This is a genomic window from Cyanobacteria bacterium GSL.Bin1, from assembly GCA_009909085.1.
Classification (GTDB): domain Bacteria; phylum Cyanobacteriota; class Cyanobacteriia; order Cyanobacteriales; family Rubidibacteraceae; genus Halothece.
On the sequence record JAAANX010000092.1, the window covers coordinates 1 to 21,505 of the forward strand.

Consider the following 21,505-nt stretch of genomic DNA (forward strand, 5'->3'; position numbering starts at 1 on the left):
GTTTCTTGAAAGAGAGATTTTCGAGAGTCGGTTAATTCGATGGAGTCTGTGTTCATTAACCTTCCGTCGATACATGACTTCTCTTTCATTGTAAAAGGACGATTTATTTATTGCAGCACTCTTAGAGTGGAGAGACAAGAATTCGTACTTTAAATCGATTCCTTCATATTGTGGAGTCAAATTTATTTGACGTTTAGGGAAAAATAGAAAGAAGACTGATTTCTAAGAAATAGCCAATAGCTGATAACTAATCCTCGATAATGTCTTCCGCCGAAGTCCGCGAACATCTTATCAACAGCTTAAACCTTGACCTCATCGGACCCGAACCTGATGACGAAGCCAGAAGCCAAGAAATTCTCATTAACCATACTCCCTCGCAGTGGTATCTCACAGGATTTCTGGTTCCCTATGAAGCAGATTTGGAAAATCGTTCCGATGACACGGCTAATGATGACTTTGATAGTGTAACCGATAACTCTGCTGGCGAAGACAATACCAAACCTGAAACTGCTTCGGCGCGAAAAGCCTATTTTCCTTCTTCGATTGGTCTAAGTTTTTTGCTTCCTTCCTCCGCACAACCGTTAACGGTTCATGTTGACTGGGGAGACTATTATCCCTACGAAACCGAAGAAACGCCAGAAGAGAAGACAACAGAACTCACATTAGAGGAAAAAGCAGACTACAAACGCCCAATGACTGGCGACGCATTCCCAAACACGCAACGGTAACTGTTGATCTTTCCAACATTGAAGCCAAAAAGACGATCGCTGTTCCCAATAGCAATGGTCTAGAAATCGTTGTCTATCTGCGTTCAATAACCGCCAATACAGGATTACCTGTAAATACTCAGTCCGTCTCCCTCTTTCTCGTCAATAAACGGAATCCCCTGAAAGCAGAAGAACGGGATATGGGTTACACCTTCCAAACTCGCCTCACGATCGAGAGTAAAACCTCATTGATTCCCCGTGCTGACCGCAGTGGACATTGACTCGCGATGATCCTGATTTACGCATTGCTGACCTCCAATATCGAGATGTTTGGGAATATGCAGTAGGACACAATATTTCCGTTAAAGCAATAACGCACAATGGGGCTTGTCACCATATTGAAACCACTTGGCTTCCCATTGCAGCTGTTGAAAAAGTCGTTGCGAGGGATATCCCAGAAGTAGAACTGGGGATGGAAACTTTAGCCAATGCGGAAGATGCAGCAGCCATTCGGGAAATGTTAAATCGTCTTCCTGCTGTGTATCAAGAGTGGATTGAACAACAACAGCAGCAGATTGAGAGTTTAGACACTCCAGATCGTCGGGAGATTGCAGAAGCGTTATTGAACAAAGCTAAAGTTGCACGCAGACGGATTCAAGAGGGAATCGACATTTTAGAGAATCCCAACGCCTTGGAAGCCTTCCAGATGGCAAACCGCGCGATCGCGCGATCGTTACGTCAGCGACTTACTCACAACACAGACAAAGACCCTAATGAAGATATCAGTCCCCCTCGCTGGCGACCCTTCCAACTTGCCTTTATTCTCACCAATCTGAGGGGAATTGTTGATCCCACCCACAGCGATTCTCCTTCGGAGACGCTGCGCGAACGCGAAGTGGTCGATTTGCTTTTCTTCCCTACAATTATGCGACACTTACACCATTTTTTATTCCACAGTCACAGATTTAGCAAGATTTCGAGGCTGGTCAACATCTAATCCGCCCCGTGCTGCAATATGATACGAAAGCAGTTGTAAGGGAATCACGGTAACTAAGGGGGAAATGAGTTCCTCTACTTCGGGGACGGGAAGCAGGTTATCAAACGTTTCTGCTGCTTCTGGGTCGTTCATGACCGTGACACCAATTAATCGCGCATCTCTGGCTTTTGCTTCTTGCGCATTCGAGAGCACTTTTTCGTAAACACTACCAGGCATGGCAATAGAGACAACGGGAACCTTACTATCTAACAGCGCAATGGGTCCATGTTTCATTTCTCCGGCAGGATAGCCTTCAGCATGAATGTAGCTAATTTCTTTGAGCTTTAACGCTCCTTCTAGCGCGATCGGGAAGTTAATCCCTCGTCCGACAAAAATAAAGTCTTGAGTTTCTAGAAAGTCGTGGGCAAGTTCTTCAATATAGCGTTCTTGGCTTTCTAAAATCAGTTCGATTTGCGCGGGAAGATAGCACAAATTATCTAAAATTTCTTTGATGCGTTCTTCGGAAAGGGTTTGACGACGATGGGCTAAGTCTAGAGATAAACAATAGAAACTGATTAGTTGCGCGATAAAGGTTTTGGTCGCAGCAACCCCAATTTCAATGCCAGCATGGGTATCAATCACTTGATCCACCATTTGCCCAAGTGTACTTTCTGGGCGGTTGGTAATCCCTAATAAATGGGGCTGAAATTTTCCTTCTAAGTCTTGGCGACGGCGTTTTTCTAAATCCAAAGCGGCTAGAGTGTCCGCGGTTTCTCCGGATTGAGTGACACCAATTGTCAGGGTATGCGGTGTAATGGGAGCAGGGGCATAACGGAATTCTGAGGCATACTGGACGGTTGTGGGAATGCCGACGAGCTGTTCTAACAGGTATTTTCCCACTAAACTGGCGTGCCAACTCGTTCCACAGGCCAGAATTTGGATATTTTCTAGATTTTCGGTAAGTTGAGGAGAAAGGTTGAGATGAATGGGAGAGCTGTCTGTATTTTGACCCGGATGCCAGTCTTGGTTGAGATAGGCTTCTAAACCGGTACGGACAACACCGGGCTGTTCATAGATTTCCTTCAGCATGAAGTGACGAAAGCCCTGTTTTTCCACAACAATGGGATTCCAATCAAGGGTGCGAGGGGCTTTTTTCACGCGATCGCCGCTCGGATTATAAATTTCTACGCCTAAAGGGGTTAATTTCGCAATTTCGCCATTGTCTAGGGGCAAAACTGCCCGCGTGTGGGCAATTAAAGCCGGTGTATCAGAGGCACAGAAAAACTCTCCTTGCCCAAAGCCAATGACCAGTGGGGCTTGTTCTCTGGCAATTACCAGTTCATCCGGATAGTCGGCACACATGACCGCGATCGCGTAAGCGCCACTGAGTTGTTGCACTGCCTTTTGTACCGCTACGAGTAAAGGCGAGTCTTCAGTTTGCGTGAGGGTTAAGTATTCTGCAATTAAATGAGGAATGACTTCTGTATCAGTATCAGAGAGAAATTCGTGCCCTTTGCTTTTTAACTCTTGTCGCAGTTCCCGATAATTTTCAATAATGCCATTTTGTACCACCGCTACCCGTCTTGCCATATCGAGATGAGGATGGGCATTATGTTCTTCTGGCTTACCATGAGTTGCCCAGCGGGTATGTCCGATTCCAATTTGTAATTCTTGTCGAGAAGTGCCCTGAAACGTCTGCTCAATTTTGGCACGAAGATTATGGAGTTTCCCTTTAGCACGAATGCAATGTAACTCATTTTCAAAAATTGTAGCAATTCCTGCCGAGTCATATCCCCGATATTCCAACTTTTCTAAACCAGAAATTAGAATCTCCGGGGCAGTTTGGGTGCCAATATAACCGACAATTCCACACATAATTTTTTTCTATCCTTCGGACTTAAGCTGTCTCTGACTGGCGATCGCGCTGCCTTGTTCCCAACTTTACAACAATTAGAAGCAACAGAACGCTAAGACATTATCAGCAAATGTAATCAAAATTGGATAAACTAGCAAACAACGATTCACAAAGGGCTAGCATAGTCACAGGTTACGGCTTTTTGGGACCAGGGACCTGCTCTCCCGAAAGTGCCAGTGACCATTGGTCTATAGAGGCTTAAAACATAACATTTTAGATGATACATCAACCTATGGAGTATAAGCTTTCTCAATTTGGTGCGCAAATGTCTCAATTGACGGGGGTGCGTGCCATCATGAAGGATATTATTGAAACGCTGCGTCAAGCAGGAGAACGAAAATTTATTAATCTTAGTGCCGGCAATCCGGTCATTATTCCGGAAGTGGAACAACTCTGGCGCGACTGCACAGCAGAGTTATTGGCTAGTTCTGAATATGGCGAAGTGGTCTGTCGCTATGGGTCTTCTCAAGGCTATGCTCCTCTGATTGAGGCAATTGTTAATGATTTTAATCAGCGTTACGGCTTAAACCTGAGTGATCGCAACATTCTAATTACACCGGGTTCGCAAGCCCTCTATTTTTATGCCGCAAACGCCTTTGGCGGCTACACTAGCGAGGGTCAGCTCAAGCAAATTGTTCTGCCCTTGAGTCCAGAATATACAGGTTATGGAGGGGTCAGCTTATTTAAAGAAGCGCTTCAAGCGTACAAACCCACCCTTGACATTGATGAAGCCGCCCATCGCTTCAAGTATCGCCCTGATTTTAATCAATTAGTGATTAATGAGGAAAGCGGTTGTGTCATTCTATCTCGTCCTTGTAACCCCACTGGCAATGTTATTTCGGAAGAAGAACTAACCAAAATTACTGAATTGGCTGCCCCCTACAATGTACCGGTGATTTTAGATGCTGCGTATGCGCCTCCTTATCCAGCGCTGAATTTTACTGAGATGACACCGCAGTTTGGCGGCAATTTATTACATTGTCTGAGTCTCTCGAAAGCCGGACTCCCTGGGGAAAGAATTGGGGTTGCCATTGGCGATCCAGACTTGATTCAGGTTTTAGAATCCTTCCAGACGAATTTATGTATTCATTCCCCGCGCTATGGACAAGCCATCGCCGCGCGCGCGATCGCGTCGGGTCAACTGGGTCACATTGCAGAAAACGTAATTCGTCCTCACTATCAACAGAAATTCACCGTTTTAGAAGAAACCCTGGATGCGACCATGCCCAAAGAAATTCCTTGGTTTCTCCATCGCGGTGAAGGCGCAATTTTCTCCTGGTTATGGCTCAAAGACTTACCGATTACAGATTGGGAACTGTACCAAGAACTGAAAAAGCATGATGTGATTATTGTTCCTGGTAGCACTTTCTTCCCGGGTTTAAAAGAAGAGTGGCAACATAAACATCAGTGTGTCCGAATTAGCTTAACAGCAACCAATGAAGAAATTGCCACTGCCATGCGCCGTCTCGCCAGTGTCGTTGAAAAGATTTACCAAGATTCTGTCGTTGGGGTCAGCTAAGCTTTAATCTTCTTCTGGGGGTTGCGCTTGTTGACGTTTTGGCGGTTCTTCGTCTTCCTCCGAATCATCAATTTTTTCCAATTCGGGTAATTCGATTAATTGCGGTTCTTCTTCGGATTTAGCTTCCACTTCTATCGTTTCTTCTTCTCGGTTGGGGAAAGATAAGGGTTGTCGTTCTTCTTGGGTTTCTTTCTGCTTTTGCGGTAGCGATAGAGGTTGTCGTTCTTCTTGGTTTTCTTTCTGCTTTTGCGGTAAGGATAACGGTTCTTCTTTTTGTTCTTTTTCTAACCAGTAGTTGGCAACTGGCAGGGTATGTTCTAAATCTTCAAGTAAGCGAGGAATCACCATCACCGCATGGAGTTCTCCCACTCGTTCCGCTTCTTGCATTCCCACTTCAATCGCCATGGCAACATTTGCCACTGAACCTCGAATAATCGCCGTACAAAGTCCAGCACCAATAGTTTCATAAGAGGCCAGTTGGACATCAGCGGCTTTTAACATCGCATCAGCACCCGCGACCATCGCTGGAAATCCTCTGGTTTCGAGTAAGCCAATGGCACGGTTACTCAGACGACTGTAGCCCCGGTCTTGTTGGGCTAACTCCACTAGACGCGTGCCAATCGGGAAAACAGCTTCTAAATTGGGCATGGGACGGGGGATGACTAATTTTGAGATCAGTTGCCCAAACTGTTCTGCGGTTTTTGCACCTTCTTCTACTGCTAAACGCACATCTGCTGTTTTTCCGCGCACAATCGCTGTGCAATGGCCACTCCCAATTTTTTCGTAACCGACTAAGGTGACTTCTGCTGATTTCAGCATCATATCTGCTGTGCCAACAATAGCAGGAAAACTTTTCGTCGCAACTAAGCCTAAGGCACTATCGCTATAGTGTTGCTGGGGTGGTGGCGGTTGTTGATTGAATGATGCAGGTAATTGACTTTGAGGTGGCATTGCTTAATTTGGATAAATAGATCTTCCCCTATATCAACGATAACGGACGATCGCGGTAATTGATAATTAATAATTAATAATTGATAATTAAGGATTAGTTATTAGTGGGTGTGAGGCTCTATTGGCTTAAGGTGCAAAGATACAAAAATAATAAATAACGAATAACAAGTATGCTGAAAAAAAGTTTTTATGGTTTGTTTAGTCTAGTCGTCTTACTTTTAATGGGTAGTGCCAGCGGTTGGTTCTGGTGGAAAAGCGCCATCGAACCGGTCAATCCCAACCCCTCATCCCAAGAACCGATTACTGTGAGAATACCCCCAGGGAGTTCCGCACAACGCATTGGCGAAAAACTCGAAGCGGCAGGATTAATTCGTTCTTTATTAGCGTGGCGGGTTTGGCTATTCAAGCTCAAATTACAAGACCGCTCGACTAGTTTACAAGCGGGCACCTATCAACTCTATCCCACTTCTTTTCTCCCAGAAATTGGCCAACAAATTCGCCAGGGGAATATCGTGCAAACCCGCTTCACCATTGTTGAGGGATGGACACAGCAAGAAATGGCAGACTATTTTGAAGCAATGGGGTATTTCTCCAGTGAAGCGTTTCTCAGTGCTATGCGCGACATCGATTATGCTACCTTTCCTTGGCTACCCAAAGACTTACCCCATTTAGAAGGCTTTTTATACCCGACGACTTATCAAATTCCGCGCGATCGCGCTACTCCTGAATTGATCATTTACCTCATGCTCGATCAATTTGCCCAAACAGCGCTTCCCCTCTACGAAAATCAAAGCAGTCCTTATACGCTAAAAGAATGGGTGACCCTGGCCAGTATTGTAGAGAAAGAAGTCGTCATTGCCGAAGAACGATCCCGCATTGCTGCGGTTTTTGCCCATCGTCTCGAAATAGGAATGCAACTGGCAGCCGATCCAACTGTGGAGTATGGCTTAAATATCAAACAAACCCAAGACAGCCCGCTGACCCTTGAACAAGTCAATACCCCTTCTCCCTATAACACTTATCTCAACACGGGGCTACCGCCAACCCCTATTTCCAGTCCCGGAAAACCTGCCCTCAAAGCCTCACTCAATCCCCCAGAAACTGACTATCTTTTCTTCGTTGCGCGTTATGACGGTACCCATGTTTTTAGTAAAACCTTTGCCGAACACCGAGCTGCCCAACGTCGTATCCAAAATTAAAGATTGCTGTTTTTATTATTTTGTGCTTTTGTGATCCTGAAGAGCGGTTGACAGCAAAAACTCGCAATTGTTAAGCCCACTAGCGAAAGCCAGACAACCTAACAATTGCGAGTCTTACCGTTAATCAAATTGTCCACAACCTACGGCATGGGATGGAAGAGTAAATCGGGGAAAAAGCGATTAAACTCGATGAGCAGTCCTGCCGTAACGGTCAAAAGAGCCATAATTAAAACTGGCGCACTGGAAAAAAAGATTTTCAAACCATCCATAACACTAATCTCCTAATTATCGATACATCACTAGCGAGGGGAAATGGGGATTTCACCTTCTTTAGCCGTTAACTCACCAGAGAGGAGCTCTTTGACAGCAGCAGCTGGCCAAGCAAAGCCACTGAGCATGATTTTGAACGCCCGAGGAACATCAATGAGAATCTCTTTTTCTTCAGGGTTTTTCTCTTCTCTAATGGAAATCAGGTAAGCGCGACCCACCCAACCGATCCAACCGGCAATATACAGGAACAGGATGCTGGGAATTAGGAAATCGCCAGCGCGAGAGAGGCGACCATCGACAACTAAGTGAGGTAACCCTTCCGGACCACAGAGGGCTTGACCATAACGCTCAGCCCGTTTTTGTCCAGATTCAGGATCAGCAGTCGTGTTACGGAAATTTTTGGCTCGTTGTTGGAAGGCAGCAGATTCGCTACAAGGGACCAATTGAGCGTTTCCTTCCGCTTGGGCGTGAGCTGGAGCAGCAAAGCCCAAGAGCAGCATTACTGACAGAATTAAAGCAAGCAGTCTTGGCATAAATTGTTTCCTTTTGTTACAACTGAATTTAGTTTTTTGTACAAAAGATAACGCAGCAGTTGATACGTTAAGGTTAAATCTTAACCTTCCATTGTTACTCCGTAAAGTTAATATTACTAAACATATACAAAGTCTTTTTTGTACCAACTGATGTCTACTATCTTAGCCATTGAAACCAGTTGCGATGAGACAGGTGTCGCAATTGTTAAGAATCGTCAAATTTTAAGTAATATCGTTGCTTCCCAGATTGATATTCATCGGGTTTACGGTGGAGTGGTGCCAGAAGTTGCGTCTCGACATCATTTAGAAGTAATTAATCCGTGTTTAGAAGAGGCACTGCAAGCAGCTGAATTGAGCTGGGAAAACATTGATGGCATCGCCGTAACCGTGGCACCGGGCTTAGTGGGGGCATTACTGGTGGGATTAGCAACTGCCAAAACGCTGGCGATGGTTCACAGTAAGCCGTTATTGGGGGTGCATCATTTAGAAGGACATATCTATGCCAGTTATCTGAGTGAGCCCACTCTAGAACCGCCCTTTCTTTGCTTACTAGTGTCGGGTGGACATACCAGTTTAATTGCGGTCCGCGGTTGTGGAGACTATATGATGTTAGGGGGAACCCGTGACGATGCCGTGGGCGAAGCCTTTGATAAAACGGCTCGTTTATTAGGACTCGGTTATCCTGGGGGTCCTGCCATTGATCGCGCTGCCCAATTCGGGAATCCTCACGCCTACCTGCTTCCGGAAGGAAAAGTGTCTCGCCCCGAGGGGGGATATTATCCCTATGAGTTTAGCTTTAGCGGTTTGAAGACAGCAGTCGCCCGTTTAGTGAAGCAGCTAGCAGCAGAAGGAGAACTGCCCGTAAATGATCTGGCGGCATCCTTTCAAGAAACCGTTGCGCGATCGCTGAGTGAACGAACCATTAACTGCGCGATCGAATACGATCTTAATCCAATTGTTGTCGGTGGAGGGGTCGCTGCTAACCGGAGTTTACGAGACAAATTAACCCAAAAAGCAGCAGAAAAAAACTTAAAGGTCCATTTTCCTCCGATGACCCTCTGCACTGACAATGCAGCAATGATTGCGTCTGCTGGTGTTCAGCACTATGAACGGGAACAATTTTCGCCCTTCACGATTGGTGCAACTTCCCGTTTAGCTCTTACTGAGGTGATGAGTCTTTATCGCGGAACTTCCTTGTAATTTTTTGACTAACAATTATCTATATTGCCAATTTGCGAGAGCAAGTTAAGCTAAAAGGTAGGGATAGTAATAGTTTCCTTGGGAGGATTGATCCATCCATGTCAAACCAATTTGGATTCGGTGATATTTTACAAAAAGCCTTTTACTTTGGCGTGGGCTTAGCCGACTATGCACAAGAACAAGCCACCGAACGATTTAAAGAACTCCGTACCCAAAGTCAGAAACTCGCCGACGAGTTAGTCAAACGAGGAGAAATGAACTCAGAAGAGGCGCGTCAGTTTGTTGAACAACTGATTGCTGAAGCACAACGAGGACACAGCCAATCTTCTGGTGATACGTCACAAAAAGGCGAACCCCGACGGATTGAAATTATAGAAGAGGAAGAGTCACCTAGCCAAGAGGAGCAATCTTCCTCAGCAAAAGGAGGAGATGAAGATATTGATACACTCCGTCAACAAGTCGAAGCTTTAAGAGAAGAATTAAAACGTCTCCATAAGGAATGATTCCTGAGCGGTGAAATGAGAAAATGGTCAGTGTAGAGTAGTTTTTTACCGTCTTGGGGTACAGGTTTTTTCTATTGTCATTTGTTCTGATGAATAACAGGGGCTAGAACATGGTGTACCTCAATTGATACAGAAAAGCTATAGCGCACGCCCATTAAGGAGAAAAAAACACCTTGACCAAGCAAACCACCCAAAGCCTGACTGCAATTATTGGTGGGATTATTGCAGCTCTCCTCATCCTAATTGGTTTTAACTCTTATGTTGTGATCAACCCAGGGGAAGCAGGAGTGCTCAGTGTTCTCGGAAAAGCCCAAGAAGATGCCCTTCTCGAAGGGATTCATTATAAAATTCCTTTCATCTCGAAAGTAGATGTGTATGATGTCACTGTCCAAAAATTTGAAGTACCCGCCCAGAGCGCGACGAAAGATTTACAAGACCTGAAAGCAAGCTTTGCTATTAATTTTCGCCTTGATCCGGTGCAAGTCGTTGATATTCGTCGGAAGCAGGGAACATTAAGCAATGTTGTCTCTAAAATTGTTGCGCCTCAAACCCAAGAATCCTTTAAGGTCGCAGCAGCACGGAAAACTGCAGAAGAAGCCATTACCCGACGGGATGAATTAAAAGCAGACTTTGATATTGCCCTTAATGAACGACTCGACAAGTACGGTATTCTGGTCTTGGATACCAGCGTAATTGACCTTAATTTTACTAAGGAATTCGCGCAAGCGGTTGAAGATAAACAAATTGCCGAACAAAGTGCTCAACGTGCGGTTTATATTGCCAGGGAAGCCGAACAAAAAGCCCAAGCCGATATTAATCGCGCGAAAGGACGAGCCGAAGCGCAACGGCTTTTAGCCGAAACATTGCGGGCACAAGGGGGATCACTTGTTCTCCAAAAAGAAGCCATTGAAGCCTGGCGACAGGGTGGTTCGCAAATGCCCAATGTTTTAGTGATGGGGGGCGAAAACAAAAGCAGCGTGCCCTTTTTATTTAACTTAGGGGATCTCGCTGATATCGACGAAGAACGTCCTTCTCCAGAAGAAGCATCTCCTCTTGATGAACCTTCTCCCTTTGAACAAGATGATGACTCTTCCTCCTCTCTTGATCTGCCTCCTAGTTATGGAGATTTAAATTAACGACTCTCTCGAGAGTATAAAGCACCAGTAACGAATCACAAAAAAAACAAACGAGGAGCAAAATTCTTGACTCAACCCAATATCCCAAGCCTAACCGCCATTATTGGCGGTGTGATTGCTGCTGTACTGCTGCTCATTGGCTTCAACTCATATACGGTGATTAACCCAGGAGAAGCAGGGGTGCTGAGCATTTTAGGGCAAGCCCAAGAAGGCGCATTGCTGGAGGGCATTCATTTCAAACCCCCCATCATCTCAAAAGTGGATGTTTATGATGTGACCGTGCAAAAGTACGAAGTACCCGCGCAAAGTGCTACGAAAGATTTACAGGATTTAAAAGCCAGTTTTGCCATTAACTTCCGGCTTGATCCAGTGCGAGTTGTGGATATTCGACGCAAACAAGGCACGCTTAGCAATGTTGTGGCAAAAATCATCTCTCCACAAACTCAAGAATCTTTTAAGGTAGCAGCAGCCAGAAAAACAGCCGAAGAAGCGATTACTCGGCGTGATGAATTAAAAGAAGATTTTGATGTTGCCTTGAACGAACGGCTGGATAAGTATGGCATTATTGTGCTCGATACCAGTGTGATCGACCTCAATTTTACTAAGGCTTTTGCTCAAGCGGTAGAAGATAAACAAATTGCGGAACAAAGTGCTCAACGGGCAGTTTACATCGCCAGAGAAGCCGAACAAGAAGCGCAGGCAGATATTAATCGCGCGAAAGGACGAGCCGAAGCGCAACGGCTTTTAGCAGAAACATTGCGGGCGCAAGGGGGATCACTTGTTCTCCAAAAAGAAGCGATTGCAGCCTGGCGACAAGGAGGGTCCCAAATGCCTAATGTTCTCGTCATGGGTGGAGAGAATGAGAGCAGTGTTCCCTTCCTGTTCAACTTAGGAGACTTGGCAGAGGTGGACAAAAATCGTCCTTCTCCAGAAGAGGCATCTCCTCTTGATGAACCCTCTCCTTTTGAACAAGACGACGATTCGGCTTCTAATCTAGACTTGCCTTCGGGTTATGACAGTTTAGATCTCAACTAACTCAAAATTGACTTAATATTCTGAGGACAAGGTTTCGGTGGCATCATGGCTGCCGAAGCTGTCTTCAGTTTCTCCTTCTTCAATGACAATGACGGTAATATTATCGGAACCGCCATTTTCTTTCGCTGTTTCAATCAGTTGCGTCACTGCTTGATCACAAGTTTCGGCTTCTTTCAGGTAGGTGGTAATTTCTTTTTCGGGAACTTCGCCCGTTAAGCCGTCACTACAAAGAAGAAGGCGATCGCCCGGTTGAATATTGAGAATATCAATGTCGATACTATAAAGCTCTTTACGGCCTAAACACTGGGATAAGACATGGCGCCAAGGGTGAACTTCAGCTTCAGCAGGAGAAATCGTGCCCGACTTGAGAGCCCATGCGACCCATGTATGATCTTCAGTGAGTTGGCTCAGCTCATTATCTCGCCAGAGGTATAACCGCGAATCTCCCACATGAACGCACCACACTTGGTCTTTGCGAAAAATGACTGCAACCACTGTGGTTCCCATTTCAGCCCGTTCCGGATGAGTTTGTTGATCAGCAATAATTTTTTCATTTGCTTCCTCAACAGCTTGCTGAAGTAGGACTTCAGAGTTAATCTCAGCGTCCCAATGGTGTTCGAGATAATCGCTAATTGCTTGCGTCGCAATTTTACTGGCTTCTTGTCCACCAGCATGTCCTCCCATACCATCTGCCACAATAAAGAAACGCCCTTGCGGGTCGTAATAGAGGCAGTCTTGGTTCACTGCACGCATAACTCCGGTATCAGTTCGCCCATTAAAGCGACGTTTCATAGCCTTTTTTTTTAATAACCAGTGTACAAAATAAAAAATAATAGGTTTATTTTATCGGCTTATTGCATTCGATCCCAACGGTCTAAGCGTTTTAATAAACGAATGAATGCAAATCCTGAAGCTCCTGCGGCTAAAGCCATAATAACTGCTAAAACAATTAGTTCATTCACCAGTAAAATGGTTGCAGAAATAATAAAAGCAGACATGAGGAGGGTGTAATTTGTTCCCAACTGAACACCGCTCATCCGCCGTAGAATCCGATCGCTTTCAATGGAACGAACACGCAGACGCAAATCCCCTCTTTCGAGTTTATCAATCGACTCTTCGAGGCGACGAGGTAAACCCAATGCGGTTGAACTGACTTGGGCGGCTTGTCGTCCAATTTCATCGAGAAAAGTTTTATTGCTGTCGTAACCGTTATTATTCATAAGATCCATTGCATAGGGTTGAGCAACTGCCATAAAGTTAAATTCTGGGTCGAGACTTTTGCCAACGCCTTCAAGAGTGGAAAACGCTCTCATGACAAAGGTAAACGTGGCAGGAAAACGGAAGGGGTTATTATAAGCAATTTCGTATAAGTCATCACTAATTTCGGCAACTGATTGTTCCTCAAAGGGTTCATCCATGAAGTGATCCAACATATATTGGATGGAACGACGAACGGCGCTGGTATCTCCGACGGGGGCAAGGGCACCTAGTTCCACGAGAGACTGCATTACGCGATCGCCGTTTTTTTCGGCAATGCCAAATAAGGTCTCCATTAATTGTTCCCTAACATTGCCTTTAATTCGTCCCATCATGCCAAAATCATAAAAAATGAGTTGTCCTTGGGGACTCACTGCTAGGTTTCCCGGGTGGGGATCGGCATGAAAGAACCCATCATAAAGGAGCTGTTGCAGATAAGTTTCTGCGCCTAAACGGGCGATAACGCTCCGGTCTACACCTGCAGCATCAAGGGCTTCGTGATGACTGACTTTAATGCCGGGCACAAATTCTAAGGTTAAGACACGCAATGAGGTGTAACGCCAATAGACCCGAGGAACACGGACTTGTTTATAGTTTTGAAAGTTCCGACGAAACGTATCGGCATTCCGCCCTTCGTTAAGATAATCGGCTTCTTCCCAAAGAATGCGACAACATTCCTCATAAATGCCAATCCAATCGCGCCCCTTTCCCCAACGGGGATGATTTTGGAAATACCGGGCAATCCGCTTGAGAATCGCTAAGTCAATCGTAAATAATTTTTTCAGACCCGGACGCTGCACCTTGACCACAACTGTTTCCCCACTGTGCAGTTGGGCTTTATGCACTTGTCCTAAACTAGCTGCAGCAAGGGGAGTGGGGTCAAAACTTTGAAAGAGTTGGTCAACCGTTTTCCCTAAGTCTTCCTTAATAATGGCTTGGACTTGTTCAAAATCAAAAGCAGGGACTCGGTCTTGCAGTTTAGAGAGTTCCTGAACATACTCAATCGGGAAAATATCAGCACGGGTTGAAAAGAGTTGACCCACTTTGATGAAGGTGGGACCCAGTTCTAAGAGACTTTCCCGAATCCATACTGCTCTAGCTTGACGGCGGGCTTGCTTTTTTTCTTCGCTATAACCACCGATATAACTCCACTTTTTTCCTTCTAACCACAGTTTAAATAGAAGCGTTAAGACAAAAAACCAAATATCTAACCGTCGGCGGTTACGGGAGTAGTTTTCTTGATTCCAACGATAGGCTTTTTTCCCCGCTTCTGGGGAGGACGAAGAAGGGGAAGAGAGTTGTTGATTTAGAGGCTGATTCGATTTCTCAGAGAGCGCAGACACAGCACGATTCCTTGATAGCGTTTTGGCAGTAGAGTGCAGAGGAGAACTTGCTTAGAAAGAAACTCCTTTATGATTCTTTTTGACTTCGATAAGCGTTCAGTTCAGTGCGCAATGTTGCGACTGAGGCTCTTAACTCGTCAATCATCGCTTGCACATCTTCAGAAGAACGGCGAGTTGTGGTTTGCGTACTAGAAGCAGTACTCGTCTGAGTCGTGGTTCTAGTTGAGGTGGATTGAGCTTCGCTTTGTTCGGCGCGAGCCATCACTTCGTCGACAAACTCTCGCATGGCTTCTCGCTGTTTGGCTTCTAATTGTCCGAGTTCACTCAGACTGTTGGTGACCGTATCTTCTAAGCGTTCACCAAGGACTTCCGCAAAAGCGCGACCGACATAAAAGGCGTGCAAAGCAGGGTTACTCATAAAAAATAGTACGGATAAATGGCATTTGTAGGTTTCGTAACAAATTATAACGTGCAGATTAAAAGGAAAGCGTTTCTGCAGCCAAATTTCACTAAGAATACGACTTAGGTCGAACCTAACAAGGTTTTCAACAAACGTTGAGAATCCGGGATTAATAATGCCAATCTTCTCCCAGCGGAAAACATTGCTCCAAATGAGGAGGTTAGGCAAGTAACGGCTAGGCTCATCTATCTAATTATTTCCAGAGAAGACTAAAGAGAAACAATTTTCTCTGATTCTTTAAGTTATTCTAATTTTTCTCCTTAAAATTTTGCAATTAATTCTTTTTTGTTATCGATGAATTGATGATTCAATTGTAAAAAAATAATGATCATTTCAAGCATATACTGTTTTGCGCGATCGCGCTCCTGCAAAATTTGAAATTCTGTCTCCTAAACCATCCCTATCCTGGGGAGGGGGATAGATCAAATGAAGAATAACAGTTACAATAGCTCCTTAATCTAAAAAGCTGTAATTGATCGCTTTTTAAATTTGAAAATAATCCTCTTTTGACGGAGCATGAAAATGAAAAAAATAAGTTGCTTGATTTTAACTTCTCTTTCCTTACTACTTGTTTCACCAACCCTTGCCCATAGCATCTGGCTAGAAAAAGAAGAAGAAGAAGAATTAACGATCAAATATGGTCATGTCGAAAAAGAGTTTGAGGGCTACGATCCCAATAAAGTAAAAACCGTAACTGCTTTTGCTCAAAGTGGGGACCAAATGAGTGTAGAAATGATTCCTCAGGGAGAAAAAATGATTTTAGAGACTGAGGCATCTCCGAGTTTAGTTGCGGTTACTTTTGATAATGGATATTGGGTAGAAACTGCAGACGGTTGGCAAAATATTTCTAAACAAGAAGTCGATAGTTATATTAGTTCTAGTCACACTTATAAATATACTAAAGCTCTTTATCAATGGTCATCTTCTTTTATTCAGCCCGTTGATTTGACCTTAGAAATTGTTCCTCTTAATAATCCTTTTACTCTTAGTTCTGGTGAAGAGCTTAAACTTAAAGTTTTATACGAAAAAGAACCTCTATCTCAAGTAAAACTTACGTATAATGGAGCTGAAGGAAATGTTATAGAAACCGATAAAAATGGAATCGCGTCTATTTCCTTAAGTGACTCGAAATTACATTACATTGAAGTGAATCATCGCTACTCTGTTGAAAATAACCCCAAAGCAGACGAAATTGCTCATTCATCAACCTTAACATTTGAGCTCGATTAATTAAAGGACTCAATACAAATTATTTTGTTTTCATCCGCTGAGTTAGAGATTATGCTGCTGTTGTTAGAACTTTAGATTTTTACAATTTGCAAAATATCCAAATTGTTCAATAAAGTGCGATCTTCACTAATATGAGGAAATTTTAATTGAGAGTCGGGCACTCCTCTAGCTAGCTGTCGTTTCCGAACGATATTAAAACTGCCTGAAGCTAGCACATGTAAGCGGGGTGGGGGCACTAAGTCTTGACGCTTCTCACCATAGCGCGGGTTAATTTCTTTGAGTAATTCATCAAACCTTTGTAAGAATTGAGTTAAGTTGGGTAAAGATCCTTCTGGTGGGAGTTCGATATTGAGAATGTAGTGAGCAGGGGTTTCCTTTTCCGAAAGGGTAAGACAAAAGTCTTCTAAAGTGAGATTAAATTCGGTTTGCAAACGCTGTATTGCTTCTACGGCATGGGCTTCCGTGGTTTTTTCCACTGTGGAAGAAATCAGTCCACCACGGCGATGACGAAAGACAATCAGTGGCGCTTGATGGTAAAACCCCACCACTTCTACAACATCCCCATTATCGTAGCGGTAAAACCCACTGTAGTTCGTGACGAGAATACGGTAGCGCTGTCCGACTTCCACTTCTGTGGCGAGGAGTGTTTGGGGATGGGTGGCTTCCCATTCGGCTTCAGGAATAAATTCAAAAAAACCAGTTCCGACGGCGAGGATACTCCCATCGACATCGAGATCCGGATAAATACTGTAGGTGGCTTCAGCAGAAGCATAAGCAGCACCAAAAACAGGGGTATTTTCCAGGTAGTGGGGGAAGCGTTGGAGGTAAAAGTCTGAGGTTCCTCCCCTTGCTGTAGCGATATAAGAAAGGTTTTTCCAAACTTGGGGCGGGGTGAGTCGTCCTTGGGTGCTTAAAATCGTTTGCAATTGTTGGGCGCGTTGCGGTTGGGGTTGCAGTTGTTTTTCTAGTTCGTTGCGCAGGTGAGAATCTAGCTTCAGCCAAGCGGGAATCGTTCCCATTTTGAGATCGTGAATGAAGTCATCGCCATACTGTTCAAGATATTGGCAAGTGCGAAGAATCAGCATTGGAAAATTAGCAACAATTCCTCCGGTTTCTCGATTTTGGAGGGCGAAGAGAAGGCAGAGATAATGACGGGCTAAACTATCCCTAATTTGTAAGGTTTCGTAAGGATTGGCAAAGAGTTGTTGGTAGATCCATTTCCCCATTTTTAAGACCCCAGCCGAACCACTACCATAAGGAATTCCTCCTGAGGTATAACCAGAAATATGGGTACTGTTGGTAAGAAGAAGTTTCCTGAGATGGCTACCTCTTTTTTTTAAGGCACTGCTAAGAAAGCCCATACTAATTAAGTTGGCCCAACCGAGTGAATTTTGAAATTTTTTCGTCACCGGAATGAGTTTTTGTTTTCCGGTAGAACCGCTGGTCGCGTTGAAATAAGTGACGCGATCGCGCGTTAAAATATTGGCTTCTCCGGCTGCCATCCGTTGAATGTAAGATTCATATTGATCGTAGCTGCGAGGGGGAATGCGCGATCGAAATTCAGCAACGGTTTTAATCGCACGCAAGTTTTCTTCCTGTCCCAAAAGAGTATCTTGATGATTCGCTAAGACTTGTTTGAGAAAATTTTCTTGAGTTGTCGCAACCGTCTTAGTTTGTTGTTCAAATTGGGCTTTTGCCAGTTGAGAAGTCTGACTTAAAATTCTTAATAAAAGATTCGACATTAGGATTAAAGGTATAATTAATGTAGGTTAAATTAGGCTTGATTAACGATGAGCGAAACAATTCAAAAAATTGATATCTCTGATTTATCCTTAGAGACTTTTTTTAGATCAAAATACAACAAAACTGTTCCCATTATCGTGACTGGCTTACTAGGAAAAGATACACAATGGGACTTAAATTATCTTTGTCAAACCATTGGCGACAACAAATTTTTATTTCGACATTACGGATCCCAGCGCTATCAAACCGATAAACAGCAGTGGCAGAGTATTGGGAGTGGGGTAGATGTACGAGAAATGTCGTTTCATGAGTATGCCGAAATGCTGCGCAATGGTCAAGCCAAAAGCGAAGATATTTATTTAGCAAAAGCGTCTCTCAAAGATACGCCGTTGAGTCAAAGCCCTTCCTTACAAACACTCGGTTCTAAATTGAGCTTGAAACCCGTCACTGACTATCGAATGTATATGGGACACGGGGGACATACGGCTTCTCTTCATTACGATATTGTTCATGGCACCCTTTGTCAGCTTTACGGTCAGAAAAAAGTGATTCTTTTTCCTCCTCGGGTTACCCAATCTTTATATCCGTTTCCGATTTGGGTTCATTTAACCCATGGCATGAAGCTACGGTGTTGTTATAGTCAGGTAGATCTAGAGGCAAAAGATTTGACAAAATTTCCTCGGTTAAAGACGGCCTTAAAGGAACAGCAAACCATTACCTTAAAGGCGGGAGAAGTGCTTTTGATTCCGGTGGGCTGGTGGCACGAAATTATTACCCTCGATACCGATGAAATGTCTTGTTCGGTGAGTCGGTTTTGGCAAGTTTCTCCCCAAAGCGCAGCCTATTTTTCTTGGCAACGTTTGCGACCTATCTTAGGGAATATTCTTGCCTTACCCCACTTAATCCAGATGATGATTAAGCAATTCTTAAAACAGCCCAATTGGACAACAATCCAGCAAATTTTGTATAGAATCTAAAAAGGAATCTGAGGAAGATAGGAGTGATGATTGTTCTAATTAGCTTTATTGCTGCTTTTGTGGCTGCTAGTTTGGTGGAATACTGGATCCATCGTCTAATGCATGTGTCTCAAAAATTGGGAGAACGTCACCGGGATCACCATCGTCGCAATGAAGGACAAGGGGTGGTCTGGGAATTCTTAGACTATGTTAGGGGAGGCGCGATCGCGATGGTACTGCCATTTTTCATTTCTCTCGAAGTGGGAAGCGGTTGGCTACTCGGGGCACTGGCTTATGCTGCCTTTTCTGCTTATGCCCACCAACTGCAACACGAAAATCCCACCCGCTGCTTTTGGATGAAAATGCCGGTTCACTATGTTCATCATAAATATGGGATGTGGCATCATAATTTTGGCCTCGGAGTAGACTGGTGGGACCATGTTTTTGGCACCTACAAGCTAGTGGATTGGTTGACAGAAGAAGAACTGTCCCAGCAATCTGGATACCTTGCCCTGAAATGGTGGTAGCTTTAGTTGATTGCAATGATTGGCGGAACTTAATCTCCTGATCAGGCTATTCTCAGTTCCCAATCGTACAATTTTCTCAACACTTGTTTTAGAAAGGAGAGTGACGTTGAGTTACTTCCAAGAAGCGAAAGCACACTTCATTGCAAGCCATCAAAACCCAATTAATCAAGTTTTGCATCACATCGTTAATATCCTTGTCTTTGTAGGAATCGGCTGTTTATTCATCGATTGGCGACTCAGCCTTGTTTGCGGAGTCCTGACCCAAGTTTTCGCCATTGGCGGACACATCTTTTTCGAGAAGAACGAACCGGCATTTAAACAGTATCCCGGCATTGTCATTCTGGCTTCTATGTCGTGGTCATTTGAAAACTGGTTTGGTTTACGTCAGTTAGTCCAACGAGCGAACAAACAATCGAGTTAAAAACGGTATTGAAAACCTTTGTGAGGAGTCTTCATTAATGTATAACGGCTTACTAGTCATCGACGCGGATGCCCATAAATTAGAAAATCCGCTCATTTTACGAGATTATCTCGAACCGGAATATCGCGATCGCGTAGGGTTAGTGGTCGATAGTTTAGGCGATCAACGCGCCAGAATCGTCGATTATAATCCTCAAACTCAAACTAACGATTTTGTGCGGATGTTCCCGCAACCCCAAGGCTTAGGCAAAGGCGGATTTCGGAACCTTCACCCTGACACAACTTTAGGGGCAATGTTTAATAAAGTGCGGATCCAACACATGGATGAAGAAGGGGTGGATGTCCATGTTATTTACGGCACTTTAAACCTCATTTTTTCTAGTATTTTAGATAAAGATCTCGCGATCGCGCTGTGTAAAGCCTACAACAACTACATGGCAGATGATTGCAAAGGTTATGACAATCGTCTGCAACCCATTGGCGTGATTCCCCTGCAAGATGTGGATGAAGCGGTTAAAGAAATGTATCGTTGCGTCAACGAACTGGGGATGATTTCCGTGGCGGTTGCGCCCAACCTGCCCATTCCTCATCCCAAAGCACCGGATGCCTTCCCAGATATCCGCACCGCAAAGTCAATTTCTCATCCTGATTTCCGTCCGATTCTGCAAGCAGCAGTTGACCTCGATATTGGATTAGGTATTCATGGGGGACCCGGTTCTTACATGGTCGGCGGCTTAGCCGATCATACCGAAACCTTTGTCCTCACTCATATTTTTGTTCAACGCAATCAGCAGCAACTGGCCTTAGCACGGATGGTGTTTGATGGGGCATTGGAACAGTTCCCGAACCTGCGTGTCGGCTTCCTGGAAGGGGGATGTGGTTGGGTGCCCGATCTCGCCCATGCCTTCCACGAACACTGGGAAAAACGGATTCGCGACTTCGATCCGAAACATCCCTATCGTCCTTCTTTAATGGACTTCACGAAGTTGATGGTGCAGGAACAGGGTGGACAAAACAACGTCAATATTATTTCCCAAGCGCGGAACTTATTTGATCTGTTGTGGAACAAGCAACATGATCCTACCCAAATTGAAGATTCTAGTCTCTACGAACATTACGATTTACGCCATCGCGATCCGTTAGAGTATTTTGAACGGGGACAAATCTTCACTTCCTTTGAATCGGATGATCCGGGTCCGGCGTATCTTCCCCAAGCAATGGGCGAAATTGGGAAGCATATTACTTGCTTCTCCGGCGACTATGGGCATTGGGATGGTGTCTTAAGAAATTGCGTCACCGATGCAGCAACGGTTGCCAATTATGATCGCGATCATCTTGCCCTTTTATTAGGCGGAAATGCGCTAGATCTTTACGGTCAACGCTTGCGGAATGTTCTACCCGAAAACCTTGCGGTTGCTGCAACTCGTGCCAGTTAAAGCAATCGTTGAGTCATCCGTACTCCCGACTGCAACGGGAGCCTGCGGATGACCGTTGTTAAAAAATTTGTAACTGCCGAGGTAGTCGAATCTAGACGAAAATAATGACCTCACCTCGGAGAACCTGGGTTAAAACTTGCAGAAGATTGCGACCTTGTTTTCTAGCTGTAGAAAGAACTGAACGAATTT

General features: G+C 44.5%; 21 protein-coding genes. 13 read left to right on the plus strand and 8 right to left on the minus strand.

Translation table 11 applies throughout. From position 1 onward, the window contains the following. Nucleotides 1–260 precede the first annotated feature (260 nt). Together GVY04_12050 and GVY04_12055 are read left to right on the plus strand one after the other, a co-directional pair. Nucleotides 261–728 (plus strand): hypothetical protein, encoded by a 468-nt coding sequence (locus GVY04_12050; protein NBD16833.1) that lies wholly within the window; start codon nucleotides 261–263, stop codon nucleotides 726–728. 256 nt (nucleotides 729–984) lie between these two features. Then, nucleotides 985–1,704 (plus strand): hypothetical protein, encoded by a 720-nt coding sequence (locus tag GVY04_12055; protein ID NBD16834.1) that lies wholly within the window; start codon nucleotides 985–987, stop codon nucleotides 1,702–1,704. On the opposite strand, the gene glmS is transcribed toward GVY04_12055, so the two are convergent. Then, the gene (gene glmS / locus GVY04_12060) at nucleotides 1,654–3,558 is read right to left on the minus strand and encodes a glutamine--fructose-6-phosphate transaminase (isomerizing) (GenBank protein ID NBD16835.1); all 1,905 of its coding nucleotides are present in this window, start codon (nucleotides 3,556–3,558) and stop codon (nucleotides 1,654–1,656) included. The genes GVY04_12055 and glmS overlap by 51 nt on opposite strands. 272 nt (nucleotides 3,559–3,830) lie before the next feature. On the opposite strand from glmS, the gene GVY04_12065 reads away from it, so the two are divergent. Continuing rightward, complete coding sequence (locus GVY04_12065; protein NBD16836.1) at nucleotides 3,831–5,117, plus strand: valine--pyruvate transaminase; 1,287 nt, start codon at nucleotides 3,831–3,833, stop codon at nucleotides 5,115–5,117. Nucleotides 5,118–5,120: 3 nt separating this feature from the next. On the opposite strand, the gene GVY04_12070 is transcribed toward GVY04_12065, so the two are convergent. Continuing rightward, on the minus strand, nucleotides 5,121–6,068 hold the full coding sequence (locus GVY04_12070; protein NBD16837.1) for a BMC domain-containing protein: 948 nt from the start codon (nucleotides 6,066–6,068) through the stop codon (nucleotides 5,121–5,123). Between the two features lie 170 nt (nucleotides 6,069–6,238). On the opposite strand from GVY04_12070, the gene mltG reads away from it, so the two are divergent. After that, entirely contained in the window at nucleotides 6,239–7,267 is a 1,029-nt protein-coding gene (gene mltG, locus GVY04_12075) for an endolytic transglycosylase MltG (protein NBD16838.1), read from the plus strand. A gap of 140 nt (nucleotides 7,268–7,407) precedes the next feature. On the opposite strand, the gene GVY04_12080 is transcribed toward mltG, so the two are convergent. Together GVY04_12080 and GVY04_12085 are read right to left on the minus strand one after the other, a co-directional pair. Further along, nucleotides 7,408–7,536, minus strand: coding sequence for a photosystem I reaction center subunit IX (locus GVY04_12080; GenBank protein NBD16839.1), 129 nt, complete (start codon nucleotides 7,534–7,536; stop codon nucleotides 7,408–7,410). Between the two features lie 30 nt (nucleotides 7,537–7,566). Continuing rightward, nucleotides 7,567–8,070: a Photosystem I reaction center subunit III gene (locus GVY04_12085; protein NBD16840.1), complete on the minus strand. Its 504-nt coding sequence runs from the start codon at nucleotides 8,068–8,070 to the stop codon at nucleotides 7,567–7,569. A 150-nt stretch (nucleotides 8,071–8,220) separates the two neighbouring features. Between GVY04_12085 and tsaD the strand changes: the two genes are divergently transcribed. The 4 genes from tsaD to GVY04_12105 all read left to right on the plus strand — a co-directional run bounded on the left by tsaD (nucleotide 8,221) and on the right by GVY04_12105 (nucleotide 11,944). After that, entirely contained in the window at nucleotides 8,221–9,270 is a 1,050-nt protein-coding gene (gene tsaD, locus GVY04_12090) for a tRNA (adenosine(37)-N6)-threonylcarbamoyltransferase complex transferase subunit TsaD (protein ID NBD16841.1), read from the plus strand. Between the two features lie 98 nt (nucleotides 9,271–9,368). Then, nucleotides 9,369–9,773: a hypothetical protein gene (locus GVY04_12095; protein NBD16842.1), complete on the plus strand. Its 405-nt coding sequence runs from the start codon at nucleotides 9,369–9,371 to the stop codon at nucleotides 9,771–9,773. Nucleotides 9,774–9,946: 173 nt separating this feature from the next. Beyond that, the gene (locus GVY04_12100; protein ID NBD16843.1) at nucleotides 9,947–10,909 is read left to right on the plus strand and encodes a prohibitin family protein; all 963 of its coding nucleotides are present in this window, start codon (nucleotides 9,947–9,949) and stop codon (nucleotides 10,907–10,909) included. Between the two features lie 66 nt (nucleotides 10,910–10,975). Next, nucleotides 10,976–11,944: a prohibitin family protein gene (locus GVY04_12105; protein NBD16844.1), complete on the plus strand. Its 969-nt coding sequence runs from the start codon at nucleotides 10,976–10,978 to the stop codon at nucleotides 11,942–11,944. Between the two features lie 12 nt (nucleotides 11,945–11,956). Here the strand turns inward: GVY04_12105 and GVY04_12110 are convergent, their stop codons facing one another. From GVY04_12110 to GVY04_12120, 3 genes are all read right to left on the minus strand, one after another. Then, nucleotides 11,957–12,736 (minus strand): Stp1/IreP family PP2C-type Ser/Thr phosphatase, encoded by a 780-nt coding sequence (locus GVY04_12110; GenBank protein NBD16845.1) that lies wholly within the window; start codon nucleotides 12,734–12,736, stop codon nucleotides 11,957–11,959. A gap of 59 nt (nucleotides 12,737–12,795) precedes the next feature. Continuing rightward, on the minus strand, nucleotides 12,796–14,544 hold the full coding sequence (locus GVY04_12115) for an AarF/ABC1/UbiB kinase family protein (GenBank protein NBD16846.1): 1,749 nt from the start codon (nucleotides 14,542–14,544) through the stop codon (nucleotides 12,796–12,798). A gap of 67 nt (nucleotides 14,545–14,611) precedes the next feature. Beyond that, nucleotides 14,612–14,962 carry a hypothetical protein gene (locus tag GVY04_12120; protein ID NBD16847.1) on the minus strand — a complete coding sequence of 117 codons (351 nt, stop codon included), beginning with the start codon at nucleotides 14,960–14,962 and terminating at the stop codon, nucleotides 14,612–14,614. A 564-nt stretch (nucleotides 14,963–15,526) separates the two neighbouring features. Between GVY04_12120 and GVY04_12125 the strand changes: the two genes are divergently transcribed. Then, nucleotides 15,527–16,234: a DUF4198 domain-containing protein gene (locus tag GVY04_12125; protein NBD16848.1), complete on the plus strand. Its 708-nt coding sequence runs from the start codon at nucleotides 15,527–15,529 to the stop codon at nucleotides 16,232–16,234. Nucleotides 16,235–16,305: 71 nt separating this feature from the next. Here GVY04_12125 and GVY04_12130 read toward each other — a convergent pair whose 3' ends face one another. Next, nucleotides 16,306–17,976 (minus strand): GH3 auxin-responsive promoter, encoded by a 1,671-nt coding sequence (locus tag GVY04_12130; protein NBD16849.1) that lies wholly within the window; start codon nucleotides 17,974–17,976, stop codon nucleotides 16,306–16,308. 48 nt (nucleotides 17,977–18,024) lie between these two features. On the opposite strand from GVY04_12130, the gene GVY04_12135 reads away from it, so the two are divergent. The 4 genes from GVY04_12135 to GVY04_12150 all read left to right on the plus strand — a co-directional run bounded on the left by GVY04_12135 (nucleotide 18,025) and on the right by GVY04_12150 (nucleotide 21,316). Next, nucleotides 18,025–18,954, plus strand: a complete 930-nt coding sequence (locus tag GVY04_12135; GenBank protein NBD16850.1) for a cupin-like domain-containing protein — start codon at nucleotides 18,025–18,027, stop codon at nucleotides 18,952–18,954. A 26-nt stretch (nucleotides 18,955–18,980) separates the two neighbouring features. Further along, on the plus strand, nucleotides 18,981–19,460 hold the full coding sequence (locus GVY04_12140) for a fatty acid hydroxylase family protein (GenBank protein ID NBD16851.1): 480 nt from the start codon (nucleotides 18,981–18,983) through the stop codon (nucleotides 19,458–19,460). A 106-nt stretch (nucleotides 19,461–19,566) separates the two neighbouring features. After that, a complete protein-coding gene (locus GVY04_12145; GenBank protein NBD16852.1) occupies nucleotides 19,567–19,881 on the plus strand; it encodes a DUF962 domain-containing protein in 315 nt (104 codons plus the stop codon). 37 nt (nucleotides 19,882–19,918) lie between these two features. Then, nucleotides 19,919–21,316 carry an amidohydrolase family protein gene (locus GVY04_12150; protein ID NBD16853.1) on the plus strand — a complete coding sequence of 466 codons (1,398 nt, stop codon included), beginning with the start codon at nucleotides 19,919–19,921 and terminating at the stop codon, nucleotides 21,314–21,316. Nucleotides 21,317–21,505: the final 189 nt, after the last annotated feature.